A 17,244-nucleotide genomic window follows, 5' to 3' on the forward strand; every position below is an offset into this window, starting at 1 on the left:
CGACCAGCAATCCACATCGACCTGGGCTCATTTGCAGGAATGGATGCGTCCGTCGTAGCCGCGGTACGTGCCACGATCCGCGTCATAGGTGCGGAAATGCATGCACCTGAGATCGGCCTCGTGGCGGTGGGCGACGTGGGCACGGTGCTTGCGCTTGACGACGGGCTCCTCGTCTTCGTCGCGTGCATGATGTCTGCGCGGCTTTGGCGCATCGTGTTCGACGTGTTCCGAGGCGCGCGTCGTAACCTTCGGCTTGGCTGCCGGCTTCGGGGGAGTTGCTGACTTCGCCTGGCTCGGCGCTGCAGGCGCGGGCGTCGCTGCAACCGGCTTGTCCTGTGCCGCCGCTGGTTTGGCCTCCTCGATTGCGGGCTTCTTCTCGTCCGCGGCGGTCGGCTTGTCCTGAGGCGCTGGCGCCGTCTTGGTGTCAGCCGGCTTCTCCGGAACGGCAGCCGCCTTCTCGGACGGCTTCGGCTCAACCGCCGGAACCTTGTCGCTCCGTGCTGCGGCGGGCTCCGGTGCGGCTACCGCTTTCTCCGGCACGACAGCGGATTTCTCCTCAGCCTGAGCGGGCTTGTCCGACTCTTTCTTCTCGTCGGCGACCGCGGGCTTCTCGGCGCCGGCCGCCGGGGGTTCGACCGCCGCGGACGGCCGATCCTTCGCGGCTACGGAGTCGCCTTGCGCAGGCGCCGATTGCGGTTCGGTCTGCGCTTTCTCCTGGGCTGCTGCAGGCTTCTCAGGCTCCGCGCCGGATTGGCCGGACTCAGCGGCCGCGGGCTTCTGCTCAGCTGCCGCCGGCTTCCCATCTGGCGCGACCGTCTTTGCTTGGTCGGACTTTTCAGTGGCGGCCGGCGCCGACGGTTCGGGCGAGGCCGCCTGCGCGTGCGCCGGCACGCTCATGAATATCGCGAAAAGGACGCAACAGAACGCGCCGGCACGATGGGCGACGGCTGACGAAGAAGCATACATGCGCATGAACGGAATCTCGGTTGATGGCCGGAACGAGTGATCCGACGCCAACTAGGCTGCACCACGGGTTTAAGGCAAGTCTGTGAACCCTGCGGCACAGAAGCGCAGCCAACTCAAATTAGTTGCACAGTGTGTGCCGGCCGCATCACGCGCTGCGTGCGGCACGAGAAGCGCATTTCATGCTGATCAGTTCTTCGGCCAGATCGTGTTGAGGATCTGCGCGAGATGGGCACCCGCCTTCGCCAGTTGCTGCCGTTTGATCTCGTCGGCAAGGTGCATGTAAGTCAGACGATCCGGAAATATCACCGCCCATTTCGGATGCGGGGGTGGATCGGTTTGCGCAAAGCTGAGCCCCTGAAAGGCGGTCTTGGCCACCTGCAGCGTGTCGGTCGCCCAATCCCCCGCCCAATTCTCGAGCGGCCCGGAACTTGCCGGCACCGCACGTGCGGCCGCCAGCAGTTCGCGCGTCGCGGCGTGGCCAATGTCGAATGGAATGTCGTCCCATTCGGCGTGCAGGTTGACATTCTGGTCCTGGATCAGATTGCCGCCGGCGGTCTGGTTGTCAGGATTGTCCTGACGCGCGGCATCAGGGTCGACCAGGACGCCCTGCGCATCGAGATAGACCGCGCCGACATGCAGCGGCTGATGCAGGTCGCCGACGAAATGCGTGAGCAGCAGCAACGCTTCCTTCTTGTCGCGGATCGAGAACGGCGCCGGGGCCGGCTTGTCGGTCAGCACGGCGAGTGCGGCATTGACCGCCGCGACCAGGTCGTGGGGGTTGGTGCCGACCTCGCTGCGGTCGAAAGCATCGCGCTGGATCGCAACGTCGTCGAAATGGAAGGTGTTGTGGCAGCCTTGTTCGAAACCGGACGGCTGGTAGGAGCAGGTTTCGCTGTGCCAGTTGCGGCTGACATAGTCCTCCATGCGGGCCCGTTCGAGTGCCGAATTGAACGGAATGCACGCCGTTTCATATTCGGGATGGTTGGGATCGAGCTCGTATTTGAAGCGGTTGCCATCGTGGTGTGCGACAGCCTTGACGCAATCCGCCCACGGACCCGCCTGTTGCAGCCCGATCTGGCGCCAGACGTGGCGGTCTTTCATGGCCTTGATCTCGGCGTCGGACGGCAGCGGGTCGTTGAGGATGTCATGGACCTGCTTGGTCGCATTGGCATTGTCGGCGATCAGCTTCGCGGCGATGTCCCCGACCACTTCGTGCCCCTGAGCCCCCCATGCCAACGCCCTGCCCGGCTGCAGGCAAAGTGCGGACAGCATAGCCAGGATGAAAGTGATGCGTCCCATGCCCGCCTCCACGATCCCCGTTGTGACTGTCGCCTTCATACAATGTTCGATGCGGCAACGGCAGCATCGCATCTTCTGCGCGAACTATGACGTTGGGTTAGCGCTCGTCACGCCAGCAGCGCATTTTTTGCGATCACATGGCGATAAAAGGACGCGCTGAGCTTGGGGGTGCGAGCCTGGGTGTCGAAATCGACGTGATAGACGCCGAAGCGCTGCCGATAGCCGAACACCCATTCGAAATTATCCATCAGGCTCCAGAGGAAATAGCCTTTCACCGGCACGCCCTCCGCGGTCGCGCGCTGCAGTTGGGCCAGGTAGTTGCGCAGGTACATCACCCGATCGAGGTCGTGGATCTTGCCGTCCGGACTTACCTTGTCGTCCGAGGAGGTGCCGTTCTCGGTGATGTAGATCGTCTTCAGATCCCAGATCTTGGCCGCGAACCTTGGCACCCAATAGGCGATCTCCGGCCCGACCAGGAGCCAGGGAGAACTCATATGCGGGAACGAGGACGGCATCGGCAGCGCCTGGAACCCGGGCGCATTGTCGCTCGCGACCACATAGGCCTGCGGCGCATAGATGTTGAGCCCAACGAAATCGACCGGCGCCGAGATGATCTTCAACTCGTCCGCAGTGAATTTCGGGGCGTCCTTGCCGGCCCAGGCCAGGAAGGCGTCGGTATAGCGGCCTTCCAGGATCACGTTGAGGAAGCCTGCGTTCAATTCGCGCGTGGCGATCTCGGCGGCACGGATGTTCTCCGGCGTGTCGATCGCCGGTACGCAGGCCGTGATGTTCTCGGCCATGCCGACTTGCGTACCCGCGCGGCCCCTGGCCCGGATCCCCTGCACCGCGAGCCCATGCGCCAGCGCTACGTGGTGCCGCGCCTGGTTCACCTCTCCTTGCGGCAGTTTCAGCCCGGGCGCGTCGATGCCGAGGCCATAACCGAACGGGATGAAACGTCCGCATTCGTTCACGGTGAAGATGGTCTTGACGCGATCGCTCAAGTGCTCGGCGACGTAGCCGGCGTAATCGGCGAAAGCCTTCGCGGTCTCGGCCGAACGCCAGCCGCCGAGGCGCTCTTGCAGCGCCTGCGGCAGATCCCAATGATACAGCGTGGCATAGGGCGCGATGCCGTTCGCGAGCAACTCGTCCACCAACCTGTTGTAGAAATCGAGCCCTTTCGGGTTCGGCGTGCTGCCGCCATCCGGAAACAGCCGCGGCCAGGCGATCGAGAACCGATAGGCCTTGCAGCCGAGTTCCTTGATCAGGCCGACATCGTCCTTGTAGCGATGATAGTGATCGCAGGCGACGTCACCGGTGCTGCCGTCCTCGATATGGCCCGGCGCATGGGTGAAGACATCCCAGATCGAAGGCCCGCGACCGTCGGCCCTGGCTGCCCCCTCGATCTGGTAGGACGAGGTCGCGGTGCCCCAGACGAAGTCGTGCGGGAAATGGCGGCCGGGCGCTGCTGGCTCGTTCGTCACGGGCCTCTCCTGTGCTGTCGCAGTCGCGCCTCCCGTTCCAAGGGCGGCCAGACCGGCCAGCCTGGCAAAATCGCGACGGGAGACATCGTTTGGCATTGGCTGTCCTTGAACACATAGGGCTTCAGTCGTCGCCGGGTACATGAGCGCCGACGGCAGTAGGAACCACATCTTCAGCGCGTTTTGAACGGCTGTCGCCGTGAATCCGGGCCAATCATAGCATCATATCGAGGTCATTACGGCCATGCACCGTCGTCTCGACAGTCCGGCTCGATTGCGCCTATGGTTGCGCCATGACAGATCACCCTCACGACCATGATCACTCGGAGCTGACCAAGACCGAGCTGCGCGTTCGTGCGCTCGAATCCATCCTGACCGAAAAGGGCTATATCGATCCGGCCGCGCTCGACGTGCTGATCGAGACCTATGAGACCAAGGTCGGCCCGCGCAACGGCGCCCGCGTCGTGGCCCGGGCGTGGACCGATCCCGCGTTTCGCGCCCTCCTGCTGGCCGATGCGACGCCTGCGATCGGCGAGCTCGGCTATGCCGGCCGCCAGGGCGAGCATATCGTCGCGGTCGAGAATACGCCCGAGCTGCACAACATGGTCGTGTGCACCCTGTGCTCCTGCTATCCCTGGCCGGTCCTGGGCCTGCCGCCGGTCTGGTACAAATCGGCGCCCTATCGGGCCAAGGCGGTGAAGGATCCGCGCGGCGTCCTGCAGGATTTCGGTTTCGAGCTGCCGCCCACCACCAAGATCCGCGTGTGGGATTCGACCGCCGAGATCCGCTATTTCGTGCTGCCGATGCGCCCCGAAGGCACCGAGGGCTGGAGCGAGGAGAAGCTCGCCGAGCTCGTCACCCGCGACAGCATGATCGGCACCGGCCTGCCGAAGCAACCGGGCGAGGTGGCGTAATGGATGGCGCGCATGACATGGGCGGGGTGCCCTGGTCCGGCCCGGTGCGGCCGGAGCCGAACGAGCCGGTGTTCCATGCCGAATGGGAGCGTCGCGCGTTTGCGATGACCCTGGCAATGGCGATGCCGGGTGGCTGGAACATCGATATGTCGCGCTTTGCGCGCGAGAACCGGCCGGCGGCCGACTATCTCGGCATGAGCTATTACGAGATCTGGCTCGCCGGTCTCGAACGCCTCATGCAGGCCCGTCATCTCCTGGAGGCAGATGAGATCGCCGCCGGTCGATCACTGCATCCGGCCAAGCCCGTCGCAAGAATTCTGACTGCGGACGGCGTCGCCGCAATGCTGCATCGGGGCGGCCCGAGCGAGCGCGAAGTCACACGACCGGCACTCTATCCGGTGGGCGCTCGCGTGCGCGCCAAGGACATTCATCCGCCGACACACACCCGTCTGCCGCGCTACGTGCGCGGCCACACCGGCCGCATCGAAGCGGTCAGGGGCGTGCACGTCTTTCCCGACAGCAATGCAAGCGGCGCCGGCGAAGATCCGCAATGGCTCTACACCGTCTCCTTCAGCGGCGCGGAGCTGTGGCCAGACGCACCCGATCCGATGCTCGAAGTCACGGTGGATGCGTTCGAGCCCTACCTGGAGCCGGCGGGATGAGCGTGGAGCGCAACGCCGCGCGGGAGGCCGCGCGTGCCCTGCCCGACATTCCTCGCGACGATGAGGGTCCGGTGTTCCGCGCCCCCTGGGAAGCCCATGCATTTGCGATCGCGGTCTCCCTGCATGCGCGCGGCCTGTTCACATGGGGCGAATGGGCTGCAGCACTGGCCGACGAGATCGCGCGCGCACAAGCGGCCGGCGACGCCGACACCGGCGAGACCTACTACCTGCATTGGCTCGCGACGCTTGAGCGGCTGGTCGCGGAAAAAGGCGTCACATCGGCCACAACCCTGACGCGCTATCGCGACGCATGGGATCACGCCGCCGACCGCACCCCGCACGGCAAGCCGATCGAACTGATACCCGCGGATTTTTCCGATTGAAGCCGTGCGAGGCCGTCAGTTTGCGCACCTATCGGCGTGCGAGATCGGCGCAACCCTATCGCAACCATCGCCGGGAAATTCGCAAGTCAGGTGGTGGCGCATAGGTGCCGAGATTCGTATCATTCCGCCCGCGCCGGTCGCGTACTCGCGCGTGATCTCGAAGCGAAGAGAGTCAGGGGGCAAACATGTCTGAGGTCGAATCCTTCGGAAACATCGTGAATTCGCTGGTCGCACTGCGACAGGACTATCACGAGCAGCTTAAACTGATTCCGCAATATGAAGCCTTTCTGCAGGTCGACCGCTCGACCGAACGGGCGGCCCATGCACTGCAGAACGCCGAGGCTTCTCTGTCGCCGATCGCCGCCGAAGTGATCGACTCGTTGCAATTTGCCCGCAACCGATACGAGCAGCATCTGAACAGCCTTCCGGAATATCGCGCCCTGCTTGCAATCGACCGGCTGATCGAGGAGATCGCGATCGATCTCGGCGTTCGGAGCAAGGATGACGAGGGCGCGGGCCGGTCGCACGAACCGGCGATGACAGAGGCTGCGGCCGCTCTGGAAACCGTGGCGATCTTCGCGGAGCCCGAGATGCCGGCGCCCCATGCCGAGGCCGGCGAACCAGCACCCGCCGAGCTCGAAGAGACTCTGCATGCAGAGGCCGGCCTAAGCGCTGCGACGGATACTCCGATGCAGTCCCCTATTTTGCCGCTCGATATCGACGCCGATCTCGTCGACGATGACATCGTCGCTGTCCGCGCTCCCTCCGCGCCGGCCGACGAGGCCGGTATCGATGAGGACCTGCGCGAGATCGCCTATCGCGATCTCACCAAGGCAACAGCGGAGCCGCCGGCCAGCGCCGTCGCCCAAACGGAGCCGCCTTCGGCCCATCCGACTGTTTCCGAGGAGAGCGACGAAGCGGCCGCCTGACCCGAGACTGCTGCCCGGTCTTGCGAGCCGTCGGACGGAAGCACCCGATGACTGGTTGCAACGGAACGAACTAAACGCCGGCGGCGTATTCGCGCCACCCCTTGGCGCGCAACTCGCAAGCCGGGCATTGGCCGCAGCCATAGCCCCAATCGTGCCGGGCGCCACGCTCACCGAGATAGCAGGTGTGGGAATGGTCGCGGATCAGATCGACCAGCCCTGCTCCGCCGAGGTCATGCGCAAGTTGCCAGGTCGCGGCCTTCGATAACCACATCAACGGTGTGTGGAGCTCGAAATTCCTGGCCATGCCGAGATTGAGGGCGGTCTGCAGCGCCTTGATGGTCTCGTTCCGGCAGTCCGGATAGCCGGAATAGTCGGTCTCGCACATGCCGCCGACGATATCGGCGATGCCGCGCCGATAGGCGAGCGCGGCGGCAAATGTCAGGAACACGAGGTTGCGGCCCGGCACGAAGGTATTGGGCAGGCCATCCGCTCCCATCTCGATCGCGACATTGCGGGTCAGCGCCGTCTCCGAGATCGCAGCCAATGTGGGGATCTCGAGCGTATGGCTCTCGCCGAGCCTGTCCGCCCAATCGGGCCGCAGGTGCTTGATGCCGTCGACCAGCCGCGTCCGGCAGTCGAGCTCGATGGCATGGCGCTGGCCGTAGGCGAAGCCGATGGTTTCCACCCGCACAAAACGGTCCAACGCCCAGGCCAGGCAGGTGGTGGAATCCTGTCCGCCCGAGAACAGCACCAGTGCGGTTTTGTCCAGAGTTGTCATCGGCCCCGATTAGCACTCCCTGCGCTAGGGGCCAACAGGGTGCGGCACTGAGCGGGTTTTCGCTGGGACGCGCGCCGCTCTTGAGGCATACAGGCCTTCGAAACTCGCCTGTTCCAGGACTTCACATGACGCCGTCCCGCGACATTTCCCGCCTCATCGAGATCATGGCCCAGCTGCGCACGCCGGTGACCGGCTGCCCGTGGGACCTGGAGCAGACATTTTTGACCATCGCTCCCTACACAATCGAGGAGGCCTATGAAGTCGCGGATGCGATCATCCGCGGCGACCTCGACGATCTCAAGGAGGAGCTCGGCGACCTCCTGCTGCAGGTGGTCTATCACGCCCGCATCGCCGAGGAGCAGCAGGAATTTGCGTTCGGGGACGTGGTCGAAGCCATCACCACCAAGATGATCCGGCGCCACCCGCACGTGTTTCCCGACAAGGACGGTAAGATCACGCAGCCGACCAAGGGCACTTGGGACCGTATCAAGGCAGAGGAAAAGGCCGAGCGCGCCGCCCGCCGGCCGGCCGAGGCGGCCGCACCCAGCCTGCTCTCCGGCGTGAAGGCCGGACAGCCGGCGCTCGTGCGCGCGATGGAGCTGCAGCGTCGGGCATCGACCGTCGGCTTCGACTGGAACGACCCGCGCGCGGTGCTGCAAAAGATCCGCGAGGAGGCCGACGAAATCGAAGCCGCACTCGATGGCGGCGACGCGACGCAGCTGACCGAAGAGACCGGCGACCTGTTGTTCGCACTGGTCAACCTCGCCCGTCACGCCAAGGTCGATCCTGAAACGGCGCTGCGCTCGACCAACGCCAAGTTCGAGCGGCGTTTCGCCTATATCGAGGGCGCGCTTGCCGCGAACGGCCGCGCACCGGCCGACGCTTCGCTCGACGAGATGGACGAATTGTGGAACGAGGCGAAGGCGCAGGAGAAATAGCTACGCACCGGTCGATGGCGCGGCGTCACCCGACGTGATGCAGCCTGTTTAGCGTTCAAGCTACACGCACGTTGCCGGATCGCGCGCGCAACTAACCATCTTCGCGCGCGACGACTCGCTTCCGACCTCGCATGGGGCTCACGTCCAGATCGGCGATCGGACGGCGATAGGTCTCGACGCGGCGCAGCCAGCCGGCCTCCCAGATGTGGTTGGTTGGAAGATTACGAACCCTTTGCTGCAGGACCGACTGCGCTGCATCGGTAAATTCTGCGAGCACGGCCGCCCGATCGCTCGACGTGCCGTTCATGCTGAGGAGCACTTGCTTCAGCCCCCATCCCTGCCGATTTCCGGTCTGCCGGTTGACGGCCGTTTCGGCCGGGTTGGTGCCCTCTCCCTTGAAGTTGATGTAGTCGATCAACGGATAGAGGTCCTTGGAGGCTTGTACGATGCGCGAGAACTGCACGACGATGTGCTCGCGCTCGGCCACATCAGGCGTGTTTTCGAGGATCTTGTCGATCGCGCCCTGGGCTCTGGCTACGAGGAACTGAATTTGTCCGGGCACGGTCGCGAGCAGAAACTGTCGCAGTTGCTGCATCTCGGGCGAGTTGAAGTTTCTCTTGAACTCTGCCCGGTTGATCCAGGGACAGTGAGGAATGGGTGTCTTGTCCAGCCACGGCGGGAGATGGGCCCCTTGTTTGCGCAGGAATGCGAGCAGGGCCGGAAAGCTTTCCTCGAACGCCGTCGGATTCCCGGCCGGAAACCAGATGAAGTGACCGACACCCAGCGAGGCGAAGTCCTCGTTGGCATTCCACGACGTGACCGCGTTGCGATTGCCGCCGGTTTCGTTGAGCCAGATCTTATGGCCAACCTTCTGGGCGACGTCGGCAGGCAGCACGAGTTGCGGCGCAGCCGTGGCCTTGCCGTCGGATTTCTGCGCCTGTGGCGATCGCGCCACTCCTTCCGTTTCTCCCTTCACCGACTGCGCGGAGACTCCCGGCGCAGCGTTGCCGGGCGTTGGGTTCTGCGCTTCGGGCACGGGCGAAGCGATTTTCGGCCGCGGTTCTTGCGCCTCGGCGGCAGGTGCAGACTCCCGCTCTCCCTGGCTCTTCTCGATGTCGACAACGGTCGATTCAACCCGTGCCGCATCTTCTGTCGATGCGGCCGGCCTGACGATCACACATGAAAGCAGCAAAACGCCCCAGGCAGGCCCCCACCGGTACGACCGGCTAACGGTGGCCTGCCGTGCGGTTCCCTTCTCGCTGACCGCGCGCGAGCCGTCCATCAAATCACCGCCGATGTCCATGTGTCTCAAGGAGCCGTCTTTGCCCGAAGCGCAATTACCGGAGGATGAAGTCCTCGTCGCACTTTGGTTCTTTTTCGGGGCATGATCTTGCCGAGAGACCGCACAGCACATTTCCTGTCACGCGCTGTCGCCGGCCCGCCACATTGCCCTCCTCGGGTCCGACCTCTCGCGGAGCGTTGGCGCGCCACTCCAACGTTGAACCCGGACCTGGAACAGTACCCAGCTCCGAAGGTCCGCATCATCTCGCGAGTCCTCGATTACGAAGCTTGGAACCGCAGGAGCACTCCAAGACCCGTCAGACCGGCCTCACGCTTCCTCACGCCACCCTCGGCACGGCGTGATAGCGATCGACGACGATGTCGCGCTTGCTGGGATCGACACGCACCGTCATCTCGTAGCGGCCGTCATGCAACTCCTTGTCGAGCACTTCGGCGTTGCGATGCAGCCAGCTGATGCCAGCGCCATCGGCAGCATCGATGGAGAGATCAAGGGTGATGCGCGCGGCTGCGAGCCGGTCCTCGATCGCCTGCAACAAGATATCCACACCCTCCCCCGTTTCCGCCGAGACCAAAAGGCACGGCCGTTCCGGCGACCGGCGCGCCGCGGTGTTGACGAGGTTCTCGCGGGCGGCGGCGTCCAGGCGATCGATCTTGTTCCAGACCTCGATGAGGTTGTCGCTGGCATGCGGATCGATGCCGAGCTGGCTCAGCACCATCTCGACATCCTGCTGCTGCGCCTCTGCGTCTTCATGCGAGATGTCGCGCACATGCAGAATCACGTCCGCCTCCAGCACCTCTTCCAGCGTGGCGCGGAAGGCCGCGACGAGTTGGGTTGGCAGGTTGGAAATGAAGCCGACGGTGTCGGACAGCATGGCCTTGCCGCCATGCGGCAGGCTGATGGCGCGCAGGGTCGGATCGAGCGTAGCGAACAGCATGTCGGCGGCCTGCACGTCGGCGCGCGTGAGCCGGTTGAACAGGGTTGATTTGCCGGCATTGGTGTAACCGACCAGTGCCACCACGCGGTAGGGCACGCGCTGGCGTCCGGCACGATGCAGCCTTCGCGTCGCCTGCACCTTCTTCAACTCGTTCTCGAGCCGGGTGATGCGCTCGCCGATGAGCCGGCGGTCGGCTTCGATCTGGGTCTCGCCGGGACCGCCCATGAAGCCGAAGCCACCGCGCTGGCGCTCCAGGTGGGTCCAGGAGCGAACCAGGCGGCTGCGCTGATAGTTGAGATGCGCAAGCTCGACCTGCAGCGCGCCTTCCTTGGTCTTGGCGCGGCGGCCAAAGATCTCGAGAATGAGCCCGGTGCGGTCGAGCACCTTGGTATTCCAGGCCTTCTCCAGATTGCGCTGCTGGATCGGCGCGAGCGCGCAGTCCATGACGACGAGTTCGATGCCATGGCCGGCGATCAATGCGCCGATTTCGTCGACCTTGCCCTTGCCGAGATAGGTTGCAGGCCTGATCTGGCCGATCGGCGCGATCACCGCGTCCGCCACCGTCAGGTCGATGGCGCGTGACAGTCCTTTGGCCTCGTCGAGCCGTGCCTCGAAATCGCGTGCATCGGATAAGCCTTGGGACGAGCCTTGCGGCGCGGCGCCATCGCCGCGGCGTGGGCGCAAATACGGACCGATGACGACCACCCGCCCGGTGTGTTTAACCCGTTCGGGATCCTGACCATCTGCCGACCTCGATCGGTCGGCGCCCCCATTGCGCTCACGAGGTTCCAATCAGATCACTCTCACGCCGATGAGTCCTCGCCGCCTTCGAACAGCTGGATCGGTGCCCCCGGCATGATGGTCGAGATCGCATGCTTGTAGACCAGCTGCGAATGCCCATCGCGCCGAAGCAGCAGGCAGAAATTGTCGAACCAAGTGACAATCCCCTGCAACTTTACCCCGTTCACCAGAAAGATCGTCAGTGGTGTCTTGGTCTTGCGAACGTGGTTGAGGAAGGTGTCTTGTAGATTTTGAGCGCGGTCTGCCGCCATTGTTGTTATCTCGCGTCTTGTGCTTTTTTCTTATTGAACCGTCCGCGATCCGACGCCAGTCGGACCATTTCAGGTTGCCTATGCTCCAGTGAGATCCCCCTCGCGGAGCATGGGCGGTAGGATTAGAAGGCAGCCGCGATCAATAGGCAAGCCGCTTACGCGCACACCAGTTCCGAAACACTGGCAATTCTCCCGTAAAACTGCGGAAAATGCCCCCTTGTCCCGAGCAAAATCGCTCTCGTAGAGCGAACGTCGCACCACTACCCGACCCCCAGCGCCTTCAACTTGCGATGCAAGGCCGATCGTTCCATCCCGACGAACTCCGCGGTGCGCGAGATATTCCCGGAAAAACGGCTGATCTGGGCGATCAGATAGTCGCGCTCGAATACCTCGCGTGCCTCGCGCAAAGGCAAGCCCATGATGTGCTCGCCATTATTGCTGGTCGGCATCGCCGGCACCATCGAGCCGACATCGGGCGGCAGCATGTCGGCGGTGATGATCACCTCAGGCCCACCGGCGGCGAGAATCATCACGCGTTCGACGTTGTTGCGGAGCTGGCGCACATTGCCCGGCCAGACATGCGACTGCAGCACGGCCATGGCGTCCTGTCCGATCTGCCGCTTCGGCAGGCCGGTCGTCGCCGAGATCTGGTCCATGAAGTAGTCGATCAGCTCCGGAATGTCCTCGCGCCGTTCGGCGAGCGGAGGCACGCGGATCGGCACCACCGAGAGGCGATGGTAGAGATCCTCGCGGAAACGGCCGGCCCCGATCTCCTCTTCGAGATTGCGCGCGGTGGACGAAATGATTCGGACGTCGACATGTACCTTGGTGGTGCCGCCCGAGCGTTGGAAGGTCTGGTCGACCAGCACCCGCAGAATCTTGTTCTGGGTCTCGCGCGGCATGTCGGCGATCTCGTCGACGAACAAGGTGCCGCCATGTGCTTCCTCGAGCGCCCCGGTCTTGCGCGGCTGTTCGCCATTCGACAGCTCGACGCCGAACAACTCCTCTTCCATGCGCTCCGGTGTGATCGCCGCGGCATTGATCACGATGAACGGCCCCTCGGCGCGCGGCGAAGCCGCATGCAAAGTACGCGCGGCGAGCTCCTTGCCGGAACCAGGCGGGCCAACGATGAGGATTCGGCTGTTCGCCTTGGCTGCACGCTCGATGGTCTGGCGCAGCTGATTCATCGCAGGCGACCGGCCCGTCATCACGCTCGCAGTCGGCGCCAGCTGCTTCAGTTCGCGGACTTCGCGCTTCAGACGCGAATTCTCCAGCGCCCGTGTCGCCACCAGGATCAGCCGGTCGGATTTGAACGGCTTCTCGATGAAATCGTAGGCGCCACGCTTGATCGCGGCGACCGCGGTCTCGATGTTGCCGTGGCCGGAGATCATCACGACCGGAAGGTCGGGATGATCCTTCTTGATCTGCTCCAGCAACTGCAAACCGTCGAGCTTGGAGCCCTGCAGCCAAATGTCGAGAAACACCAGATGCGGGCGGCGGCTCGCGATCTCGGCCAGTGCCGAATCGCTGTCGCGCGCGGTGCGCGTCGTGAAGCCCTCGTCGTCCAGGATGCCGGCGACCAGCTCCCGGATATCGGCCTCATCGTCGACAATCAGAATATCACTCGCCATGGATCACGCCTGTCTCGTCAGCCGCCTGAGGCGGCTTTGATTTTCGCTTCGTCATTGGTCGTCTCTGCCGGCCCTGCGGTTTCCCCGGCCGATGCATTTGTTTGCGCAGGTGCGGCAGCCCCCGGGCCGCCCTGCTCCTTCGCGTCCGGCTTGGCCGCCTGTCCCGACAGCGCAAAGCGCAGCCGCATCCAGGCGCCGCGCTGGCCCGGACGAAAATCGGACGCGTCCTTCAATTCGAGCCGCCCGCCGTGGTCCTCCAGAACGCGGCCGACGATCGCGAGGCCAAGGCCGGTGCCCTTGGCACGCGTCGTGACGTAGGGCTCAAGGAGCCGCTGCCGCGCCACCTTGGGCAGGCCGATGCCATTGTCGATCACATCGATCAAGACGTCCTCGCCCTCCCGAGCGGCCACCACGTCGATGCGGCCCTTGCCGAGCTCCTCCGGCGGCACCACCTCGATCGCCTCGGTTGCGTTCTTGATGATGTTGGTCAGCGCCTGCGAAATCAGCCGGCGATCGAACTGCGCGCGCAGGGGATCCTGCTTGATGTCCGTCTCGATATCGATTTCGGGATGGGCGACCTTCATCAGGAACACGGCCTGACGCACGGTATCGGCGACATCCTCGCCTTCCATCACCGGCTTCGGCATCCGCGCGAAACGTGAGAACTCGTCGACCATTCGCCTGATATCGTCGACCTGCCGCACGATCGTCTCGGTACATTGCTCAAATACGGCCTTGTCCTCGGTGATGACCTTGCCGAATTTGCGGCGAATCCGTTCAGCGGAAAGTTGAATCGGCGTCAGCGGATTCTTGATCTCGTGCGCGATGCGGCGCGCCACGTCGCCCCAGGCCGACGTACGCTGTGCCGAGACCAATTCGGTGATGTCGTCGAGCGTGATGATGTAGCTGTCGCGCGCCTGGTTGGTCTGCTCCGCAGTGACCCGCACCGAGAGATTACGCTCGTTGCCGTCGCGCTGGATCGTGATCTGGCCCTGCACCAGCCTTTGCTTGCCTTCGCGCGCGGTCTTCATCATCTCGTCCAGCTCGGGCAGCACGTCCGAGAGCGGATGGTCGAGCGTCTCTGATTCGGCATGCCCGATCAGCTTCTCCGCCGAGCGGTTGAGAATGCCGACCGAGCCTGACGCATCGACCCCGATGATGCCGGCGGAGGCCGACGACAGCACGGCCTCGATGAAGCGGCGGCGGCTGTCGATCAGCTCGCTTGCGTTGACGAGCTCGTCACGCTGGGTGCGCAACTCCTGCGTCATCTTGTTGAAGGTCTCGCCGAGCTGGGCAAGATCGCCCTCTGACGCGTGGACCGGCACCTTCACGTTGAGATCGCCGGTCGAGACTGTCTTGGCCGCGTTCATCAGCTGGCGGATCGGCGATACCAGCCCGTTGGCGAAATTCAGCCCGAGCAGCACGGCGGCCATCAGGATGGTCAGCGCGATCACCGCGAACATCAGCGCGAATGCGACCTGGATGCCGACGCGGCGGGACTCGACCTGTGCATATTCGGCAACCGACAGCTCGGTCTGCTTGAGCTGCGCCACCACGCGCGGATCGAGCAGCCGTGCGACATAGAGGAAGGTGTCGTTGAAGGCACGCAGGCGGATCACCGCCGCGACGTAATTGGCCTCGGGGAACACCGCGATCTGCGGCTCGGTCTCGTTGACGTTGCTGAGGAAATCGGCCGGCGGGGTCTGGAAGCTGTACTGGACGCCGGTCTGCGCCGTTTCCAGCACGTTGCGGTCCTTGTCGATCAGCATCGCGCCCGGCAGATTGCGCGACACGGCACTCGAGGTGAGCATCTCGCGGAAGGTGGCGCGATCCTGATCGAACAGCGGCCTCGCATGGGCGATGTCGTTGGCCATGCCGAGAATGTCGCCGCGGATCAGCTGCGCATGCTCGTAAGTATAGGCGCGCGCCACCGTCAGCGAATTCTGGATCGCCTCCCGCGCGGGCCCTGAAAACAGCCGGTCAAGGCCGCGGTCGATGGTGACGTTGGCGACGATCGCCACCAGCACCGCCGGCAGCACCGCGATGATCGAGAACAGGCTGACGATCTGCACGTGCAGCCGCGCCGCCGCCCGGCCCCGCCGGCGGGCCTGGACCATCTGCCAGACCTCGCGGATGATGATCCCGACCAGGATCAGGATGGTGCCGGCATCGACCAGGTAGAAGGTGTTGACGACCTCCTCGGTCGGTTCGATCGGGGTCAGCCCGACCAGCACGACGAAGGTCAAAAAGGCGGACCCAAGCGCCAGCGCCACCGCCACCGGCGCCAATAAGGTACGCCACGTCCAGCGCCGCCCTTCGGGGGGCGACGAATCGAACGGGGGGACCGAGGTCTCTGCGTTGGTCATTCCGGCAAGGGTTGTGGCTGAACGCGGGGAAGTCCGACGATTCGGACTGATGCATTCCTACCACAATGTTGCCGAATTGCGACAAATCCGCGGCGCTCGGAGCCGGCGCGGACTTGTCCAGTTTAATTCCAGCGGTAATCGAGCCCGGCTGGTTCGAAATGCGCCGTCAGGCCCCGCTGCGGTAGACTTGGATATCGAGGTCGCGAATTTTCTTGCGCAGCGTATTACGGTTGAGGCCGAGCAGGTCGGCCGCCCGAATCTGGTTGCCGCGGGTGGCCGCCAGCGCCGCAGTGAGCAGCGGCACCTCGATCTCCTTGAGGATACGGTGATACAGGCCCGGCGGCGGCACGCCGTTCGGGAAGCCCTGGAAGTGCGAGGACAGATAGGCCTCGACCGCGCCGCCGAGATTGTCGATCGATTGCGATGCGTTGGCGCCGGTCGTGACCGCCGGCGGCGCCAGTTCGCCATCGATCACGGAGGCGGTGATCACGTCCTGTGGATAGAGGGCGGCCAGACGCCGGGCGAGGTTTTCCAGTTCGCGCACGTTGCCGGGCCAGCGGTGTTGCTTCAGCCGCTCCAGCGCCGCGGCATCGAGCTTCTTCGGCGGCAACCCGTCCTTCTCCGCCAGCGCGAAGAAATGCCGGACAAGATCCGGCAGGTCCTCGATGCGTTCGCGCAAGGGCGGCAACCGAAGCGGCACCACGTTGAGGCGGAAGAACAGGTCTTCGCGGAACAGGCCCTGCTGAATCAGGATACGCAGGTCCTTGTTGGAGGCGGCGACGATACGCACGTCGGTCTTGATCGGGGTGCGGCCGCCGACGGTGGTGTATTCACCCTGCTGCAGCACGCGCAAAAGCCGCGTCTGGGCTTCCATCGGCATGTCGCCGATCTCGTCGAGGAACAGCGTGCCGCCCTCGGCCTGCTCGAAGCGGCCGGAGGCGCGGGCATTGGCGCCGGTGAAGGCGCCGCGCTCATGACCGAACAGCTCGGACTCGATCAGGTCGCGCGGGATCGCCGCCATGTTGACGGCGACGAACGGGCCATTGCGGCGCTTGCCGTAATCGTGCAGCGCGCGCGCCACCAGCTCCTTGCCGGTACCGGACTCGCCCGAGATCATCACGGTGAGGTCGGTCTGCATCAGCCGCGCCAACACGCGGTAGATCTCCTGCATCGCCGGCGAGCGGCCGACCAGCGGGATCGATTCGAACTCGGAATCGTCCGGCTGCGCCGCCGCGCGCTCCTTCGGCTCGGCCAGCGCGCGGCCAACGATCGCGATCAGCTCCTTCAGGTCGAACGGCTTCGGCAGATATTCGTAAGCCCCCCGCTCCGACGCCCGGATCGCGGTCATGAAGGTGTTCTGCGCGCTCATCACGATGACCGGCAGGTTCGGCCGCATCTTCTTGATGCGCGGCAACAGGTCGAACGCGTTCTCGTCCGGCATCACCACGTCGGTGATGACGAGATCGCCCTCGCCCTGGCTGACCCAGCGCCACAAGGTGGCAGCGTTGCCGGTGAGCCGGACCTCGTAGCCGGCGCGCGACAACGCCTGGTTCAGGACCGTGCGGATCGCCGTATCGTCGTCCGCGACTAGAATGCTACCTGCAGGCATGG

15 protein-coding genes are annotated in these 17,244 nt (G+C 64.4%); 5 read left to right on the plus strand and 10 right to left on the minus strand.

The window, feature by feature from the left end; genetic code table 11:
* Positions 1–27 precede the first annotated feature (27 nt).
* The 3 genes from QXZ85_RS19855 to QXZ85_RS19865 form a co-directional block, all read right to left on the minus strand.
* Positions 28–897 carry a hypothetical protein gene (locus tag QXZ85_RS19855; RefSeq protein WP_315703912.1) on the minus strand — a complete coding sequence of 290 codons (870 nt, stop codon included), beginning with the start codon at positions 895–897 and terminating at the stop codon, positions 28–30.
* Positions 898–1,152: 255 nt separating this feature from the next.
* Positions 1,153–2,265, minus strand: coding sequence for a S1/P1 nuclease (locus tag QXZ85_RS19860; RefSeq protein ID WP_315703911.1), 1,113 nt, complete (start codon positions 2,263–2,265; stop codon positions 1,153–1,155).
* A 107-nt stretch (positions 2,266–2,372) separates the two neighbouring features.
* Complete coding sequence (locus QXZ85_RS19865; protein WP_316174679.1) at positions 2,373–3,842, minus strand: GH1 family beta-glucosidase; 1,470 nt, start codon at positions 3,840–3,842, stop codon at positions 2,373–2,375.
* A gap of 194 nt (positions 3,843–4,036) precedes the next feature.
* Between QXZ85_RS19865 and nthA the strand changes: the two genes are divergently transcribed.
* The 4 genes from nthA to QXZ85_RS19885 all read left to right on the plus strand — a co-directional run bounded on the left by nthA (position 4,037) and on the right by QXZ85_RS19885 (position 6,631).
* Complete coding sequence (gene nthA, locus QXZ85_RS19870; protein ID WP_315767855.1) at positions 4,037–4,657, plus strand: nitrile hydratase subunit alpha; 621 nt, start codon at positions 4,037–4,039, stop codon at positions 4,655–4,657.
* Positions 4,657–5,319: a nitrile hydratase subunit beta gene (gene nthB, locus QXZ85_RS19875; protein ID WP_315767856.1), complete on the plus strand. Its 663-nt coding sequence runs from the start codon at positions 4,657–4,659 to the stop codon at positions 5,317–5,319. Before nthA ends, nthB begins: the two co-directional genes overlap by 1 nt.
* Positions 5,316–5,702, plus strand: coding sequence for a nitrile hydratase accessory protein (locus QXZ85_RS19880; protein ID WP_315703907.1), 387 nt, complete (start codon positions 5,316–5,318; stop codon positions 5,700–5,702). The genes nthB and QXZ85_RS19880 overlap by 4 nt, the downstream gene beginning before the upstream one ends.
* 185 nt (positions 5,703–5,887) lie before the next feature.
* Positions 5,888–6,631 (plus strand): hypothetical protein, encoded by a 744-nt coding sequence (locus tag QXZ85_RS19885; protein WP_315767857.1) that lies wholly within the window; start codon positions 5,888–5,890, stop codon positions 6,629–6,631.
* 70 nt (positions 6,632–6,701) lie between these two features.
* On the opposite strand, the gene queC is transcribed toward QXZ85_RS19885, so the two are convergent.
* Complete coding sequence (gene queC / locus QXZ85_RS19890) at positions 6,702–7,409, minus strand: 7-cyano-7-deazaguanine synthase QueC (RefSeq protein ID WP_315767858.1); 708 nt, start codon at positions 7,407–7,409, stop codon at positions 6,702–6,704.
* Positions 7,410–7,534: 125 nt separating this feature from the next.
* Here queC and mazG point away from each other — a divergent pair, with 125 nt between their 5' ends.
* Positions 7,535–8,347, plus strand: coding sequence for a nucleoside triphosphate pyrophosphohydrolase (gene mazG, locus QXZ85_RS19895; protein WP_315767859.1), 813 nt, complete (start codon positions 7,535–7,537; stop codon positions 8,345–8,347).
* Between the two features lie 91 nt (positions 8,348–8,438).
* On the opposite strand, the gene QXZ85_RS19900 is transcribed toward mazG, so the two are convergent.
* The 6 genes from QXZ85_RS19900 to ntrC form a co-directional block, all read right to left on the minus strand.
* Positions 8,439–9,650: a hypothetical protein gene (locus QXZ85_RS19900; protein ID WP_409977816.1), complete on the minus strand. Its 1,212-nt coding sequence runs from the start codon at positions 9,648–9,650 to the stop codon at positions 8,439–8,441.
* A gap of 316 nt (positions 9,651–9,966) precedes the next feature.
* Positions 9,967–11,376: a GTPase HflX gene (hflX, locus tag QXZ85_RS19905; RefSeq protein ID WP_315767860.1), complete on the minus strand. Its 1,410-nt coding sequence runs from the start codon at positions 11,374–11,376 to the stop codon at positions 9,967–9,969.
* A gap of 11 nt (positions 11,377–11,387) precedes the next feature.
* Entirely contained in the window at positions 11,388–11,636 is a 249-nt protein-coding gene (gene hfq, locus QXZ85_RS19910) for an RNA chaperone Hfq (RefSeq protein WP_315703901.1), read from the minus strand.
* A 260-nt stretch (positions 11,637–11,896) separates the two neighbouring features.
* Complete coding sequence (locus QXZ85_RS19915) at positions 11,897–13,267, minus strand: sigma-54 dependent transcriptional regulator (protein ID WP_315703900.1); 1,371 nt, start codon at positions 13,265–13,267, stop codon at positions 11,897–11,899.
* 17 nt (positions 13,268–13,284) lie between these two features.
* Positions 13,285–15,633: a PAS domain-containing sensor histidine kinase gene (locus tag QXZ85_RS19920; RefSeq protein WP_316174683.1), complete on the minus strand. Its 2,349-nt coding sequence runs from the start codon at positions 15,631–15,633 to the stop codon at positions 13,285–13,287.
* A 166-nt stretch (positions 15,634–15,799) separates the two neighbouring features.
* A complete protein-coding gene (ntrC, locus tag QXZ85_RS19925) occupies positions 15,800–17,242 on the minus strand; it encodes a nitrogen regulation protein NR(I) (RefSeq protein ID WP_315703898.1) in 1,443 nt (480 codons plus the stop codon).
* Positions 17,243–17,244 lie beyond the last annotated feature (2 nt).

This window comes from Bradyrhizobium sp. SZCCHNGR1005 (genome assembly GCF_032489995.1).
Taxonomy (GTDB): Bacteria; Pseudomonadota; Alphaproteobacteria; order Rhizobiales; family Xanthobacteraceae; genus Bradyrhizobium.

What these genes read in the sequence shown, in the direction of transcription:
- QXZ85_RS19855 (WP_315703912.1), bottom strand. Translation starts at nt 897, where the DNA reads ATGAGCGTGCCGGCGCACGCGCAGGCGGCCTCGCCCGAACCGTCGGCG.
- QXZ85_RS19860 (WP_315703911.1), bottom strand. Translation starts at nt 2,265, where the DNA reads ATGGGACGCATCACTTTCATCCTGGCTATGCTGTCCGCACTTTGCCTG.
- QXZ85_RS19865 (WP_316174679.1), bottom strand. Translation starts at nt 3,842, where the DNA reads ATGCCAAACGATGTCTCCCGTCGCGATTTTGCCAGGCTGGCCGGTCTG.
- nthA (WP_315767855.1), top strand. Translation starts at nt 4,037, where the DNA reads ATGACAGATCACCCTCACGACCATGATCACTCGGAGCTGACCAAGACC.
- nthB (WP_315767856.1), top strand. Translation starts at nt 4,657, where the DNA reads ATGGATGGCGCGCATGACATGGGCGGGGTGCCCTGGTCCGGCCCGGTG.
- QXZ85_RS19880 (WP_315703907.1), top strand. Translation starts at nt 5,316, where the DNA reads ATGAGCGTGGAGCGCAACGCCGCGCGGGAGGCCGCGCGTGCCCTGCCC.
- QXZ85_RS19885 (WP_315767857.1), top strand. Translation starts at nt 5,888, where the DNA reads ATGTCTGAGGTCGAATCCTTCGGAAACATCGTGAATTCGCTGGTCGCA.
- queC (WP_315767858.1), bottom strand. Translation starts at nt 7,409, where the DNA reads ATGACAACTCTGGACAAAACCGCACTGGTGCTGTTCTCGGGCGGACAG.
- mazG (WP_315767859.1), top strand. Translation starts at nt 7,535, where the DNA reads ATGACGCCGTCCCGCGACATTTCCCGCCTCATCGAGATCATGGCCCAG.
- QXZ85_RS19900 (WP_409977816.1), bottom strand. Translation starts at nt 9,650, where the DNA reads ATGGACATCGGCGGTGATTTGATGGACGGCTCGCGCGCGGTCAGCGAG.
- hfq (WP_315703901.1), bottom strand. Translation starts at nt 11,636, where the DNA reads ATGGCGGCAGACCGCGCTCAAAATCTACAAGACACCTTCCTCAACCAC.
- QXZ85_RS19915 (WP_315703900.1), bottom strand. Translation starts at nt 13,267, where the DNA reads ATGGCGAGTGATATTCTGATTGTCGACGATGAGGCCGATATCCGGGAG.
- QXZ85_RS19920 (WP_316174683.1), bottom strand. Translation starts at nt 15,633, where the DNA reads ATGACCAACGCAGAGACCTCGGTCCCCCCGTTCGATTCGTCGCCCCCC.
- ntrC (WP_315703898.1), bottom strand. Translation starts at nt 17,242, where the DNA reads ATGCCTGCAGGTAGCATTCTAGTCGCGGACGACGATACGGCGATCCGC.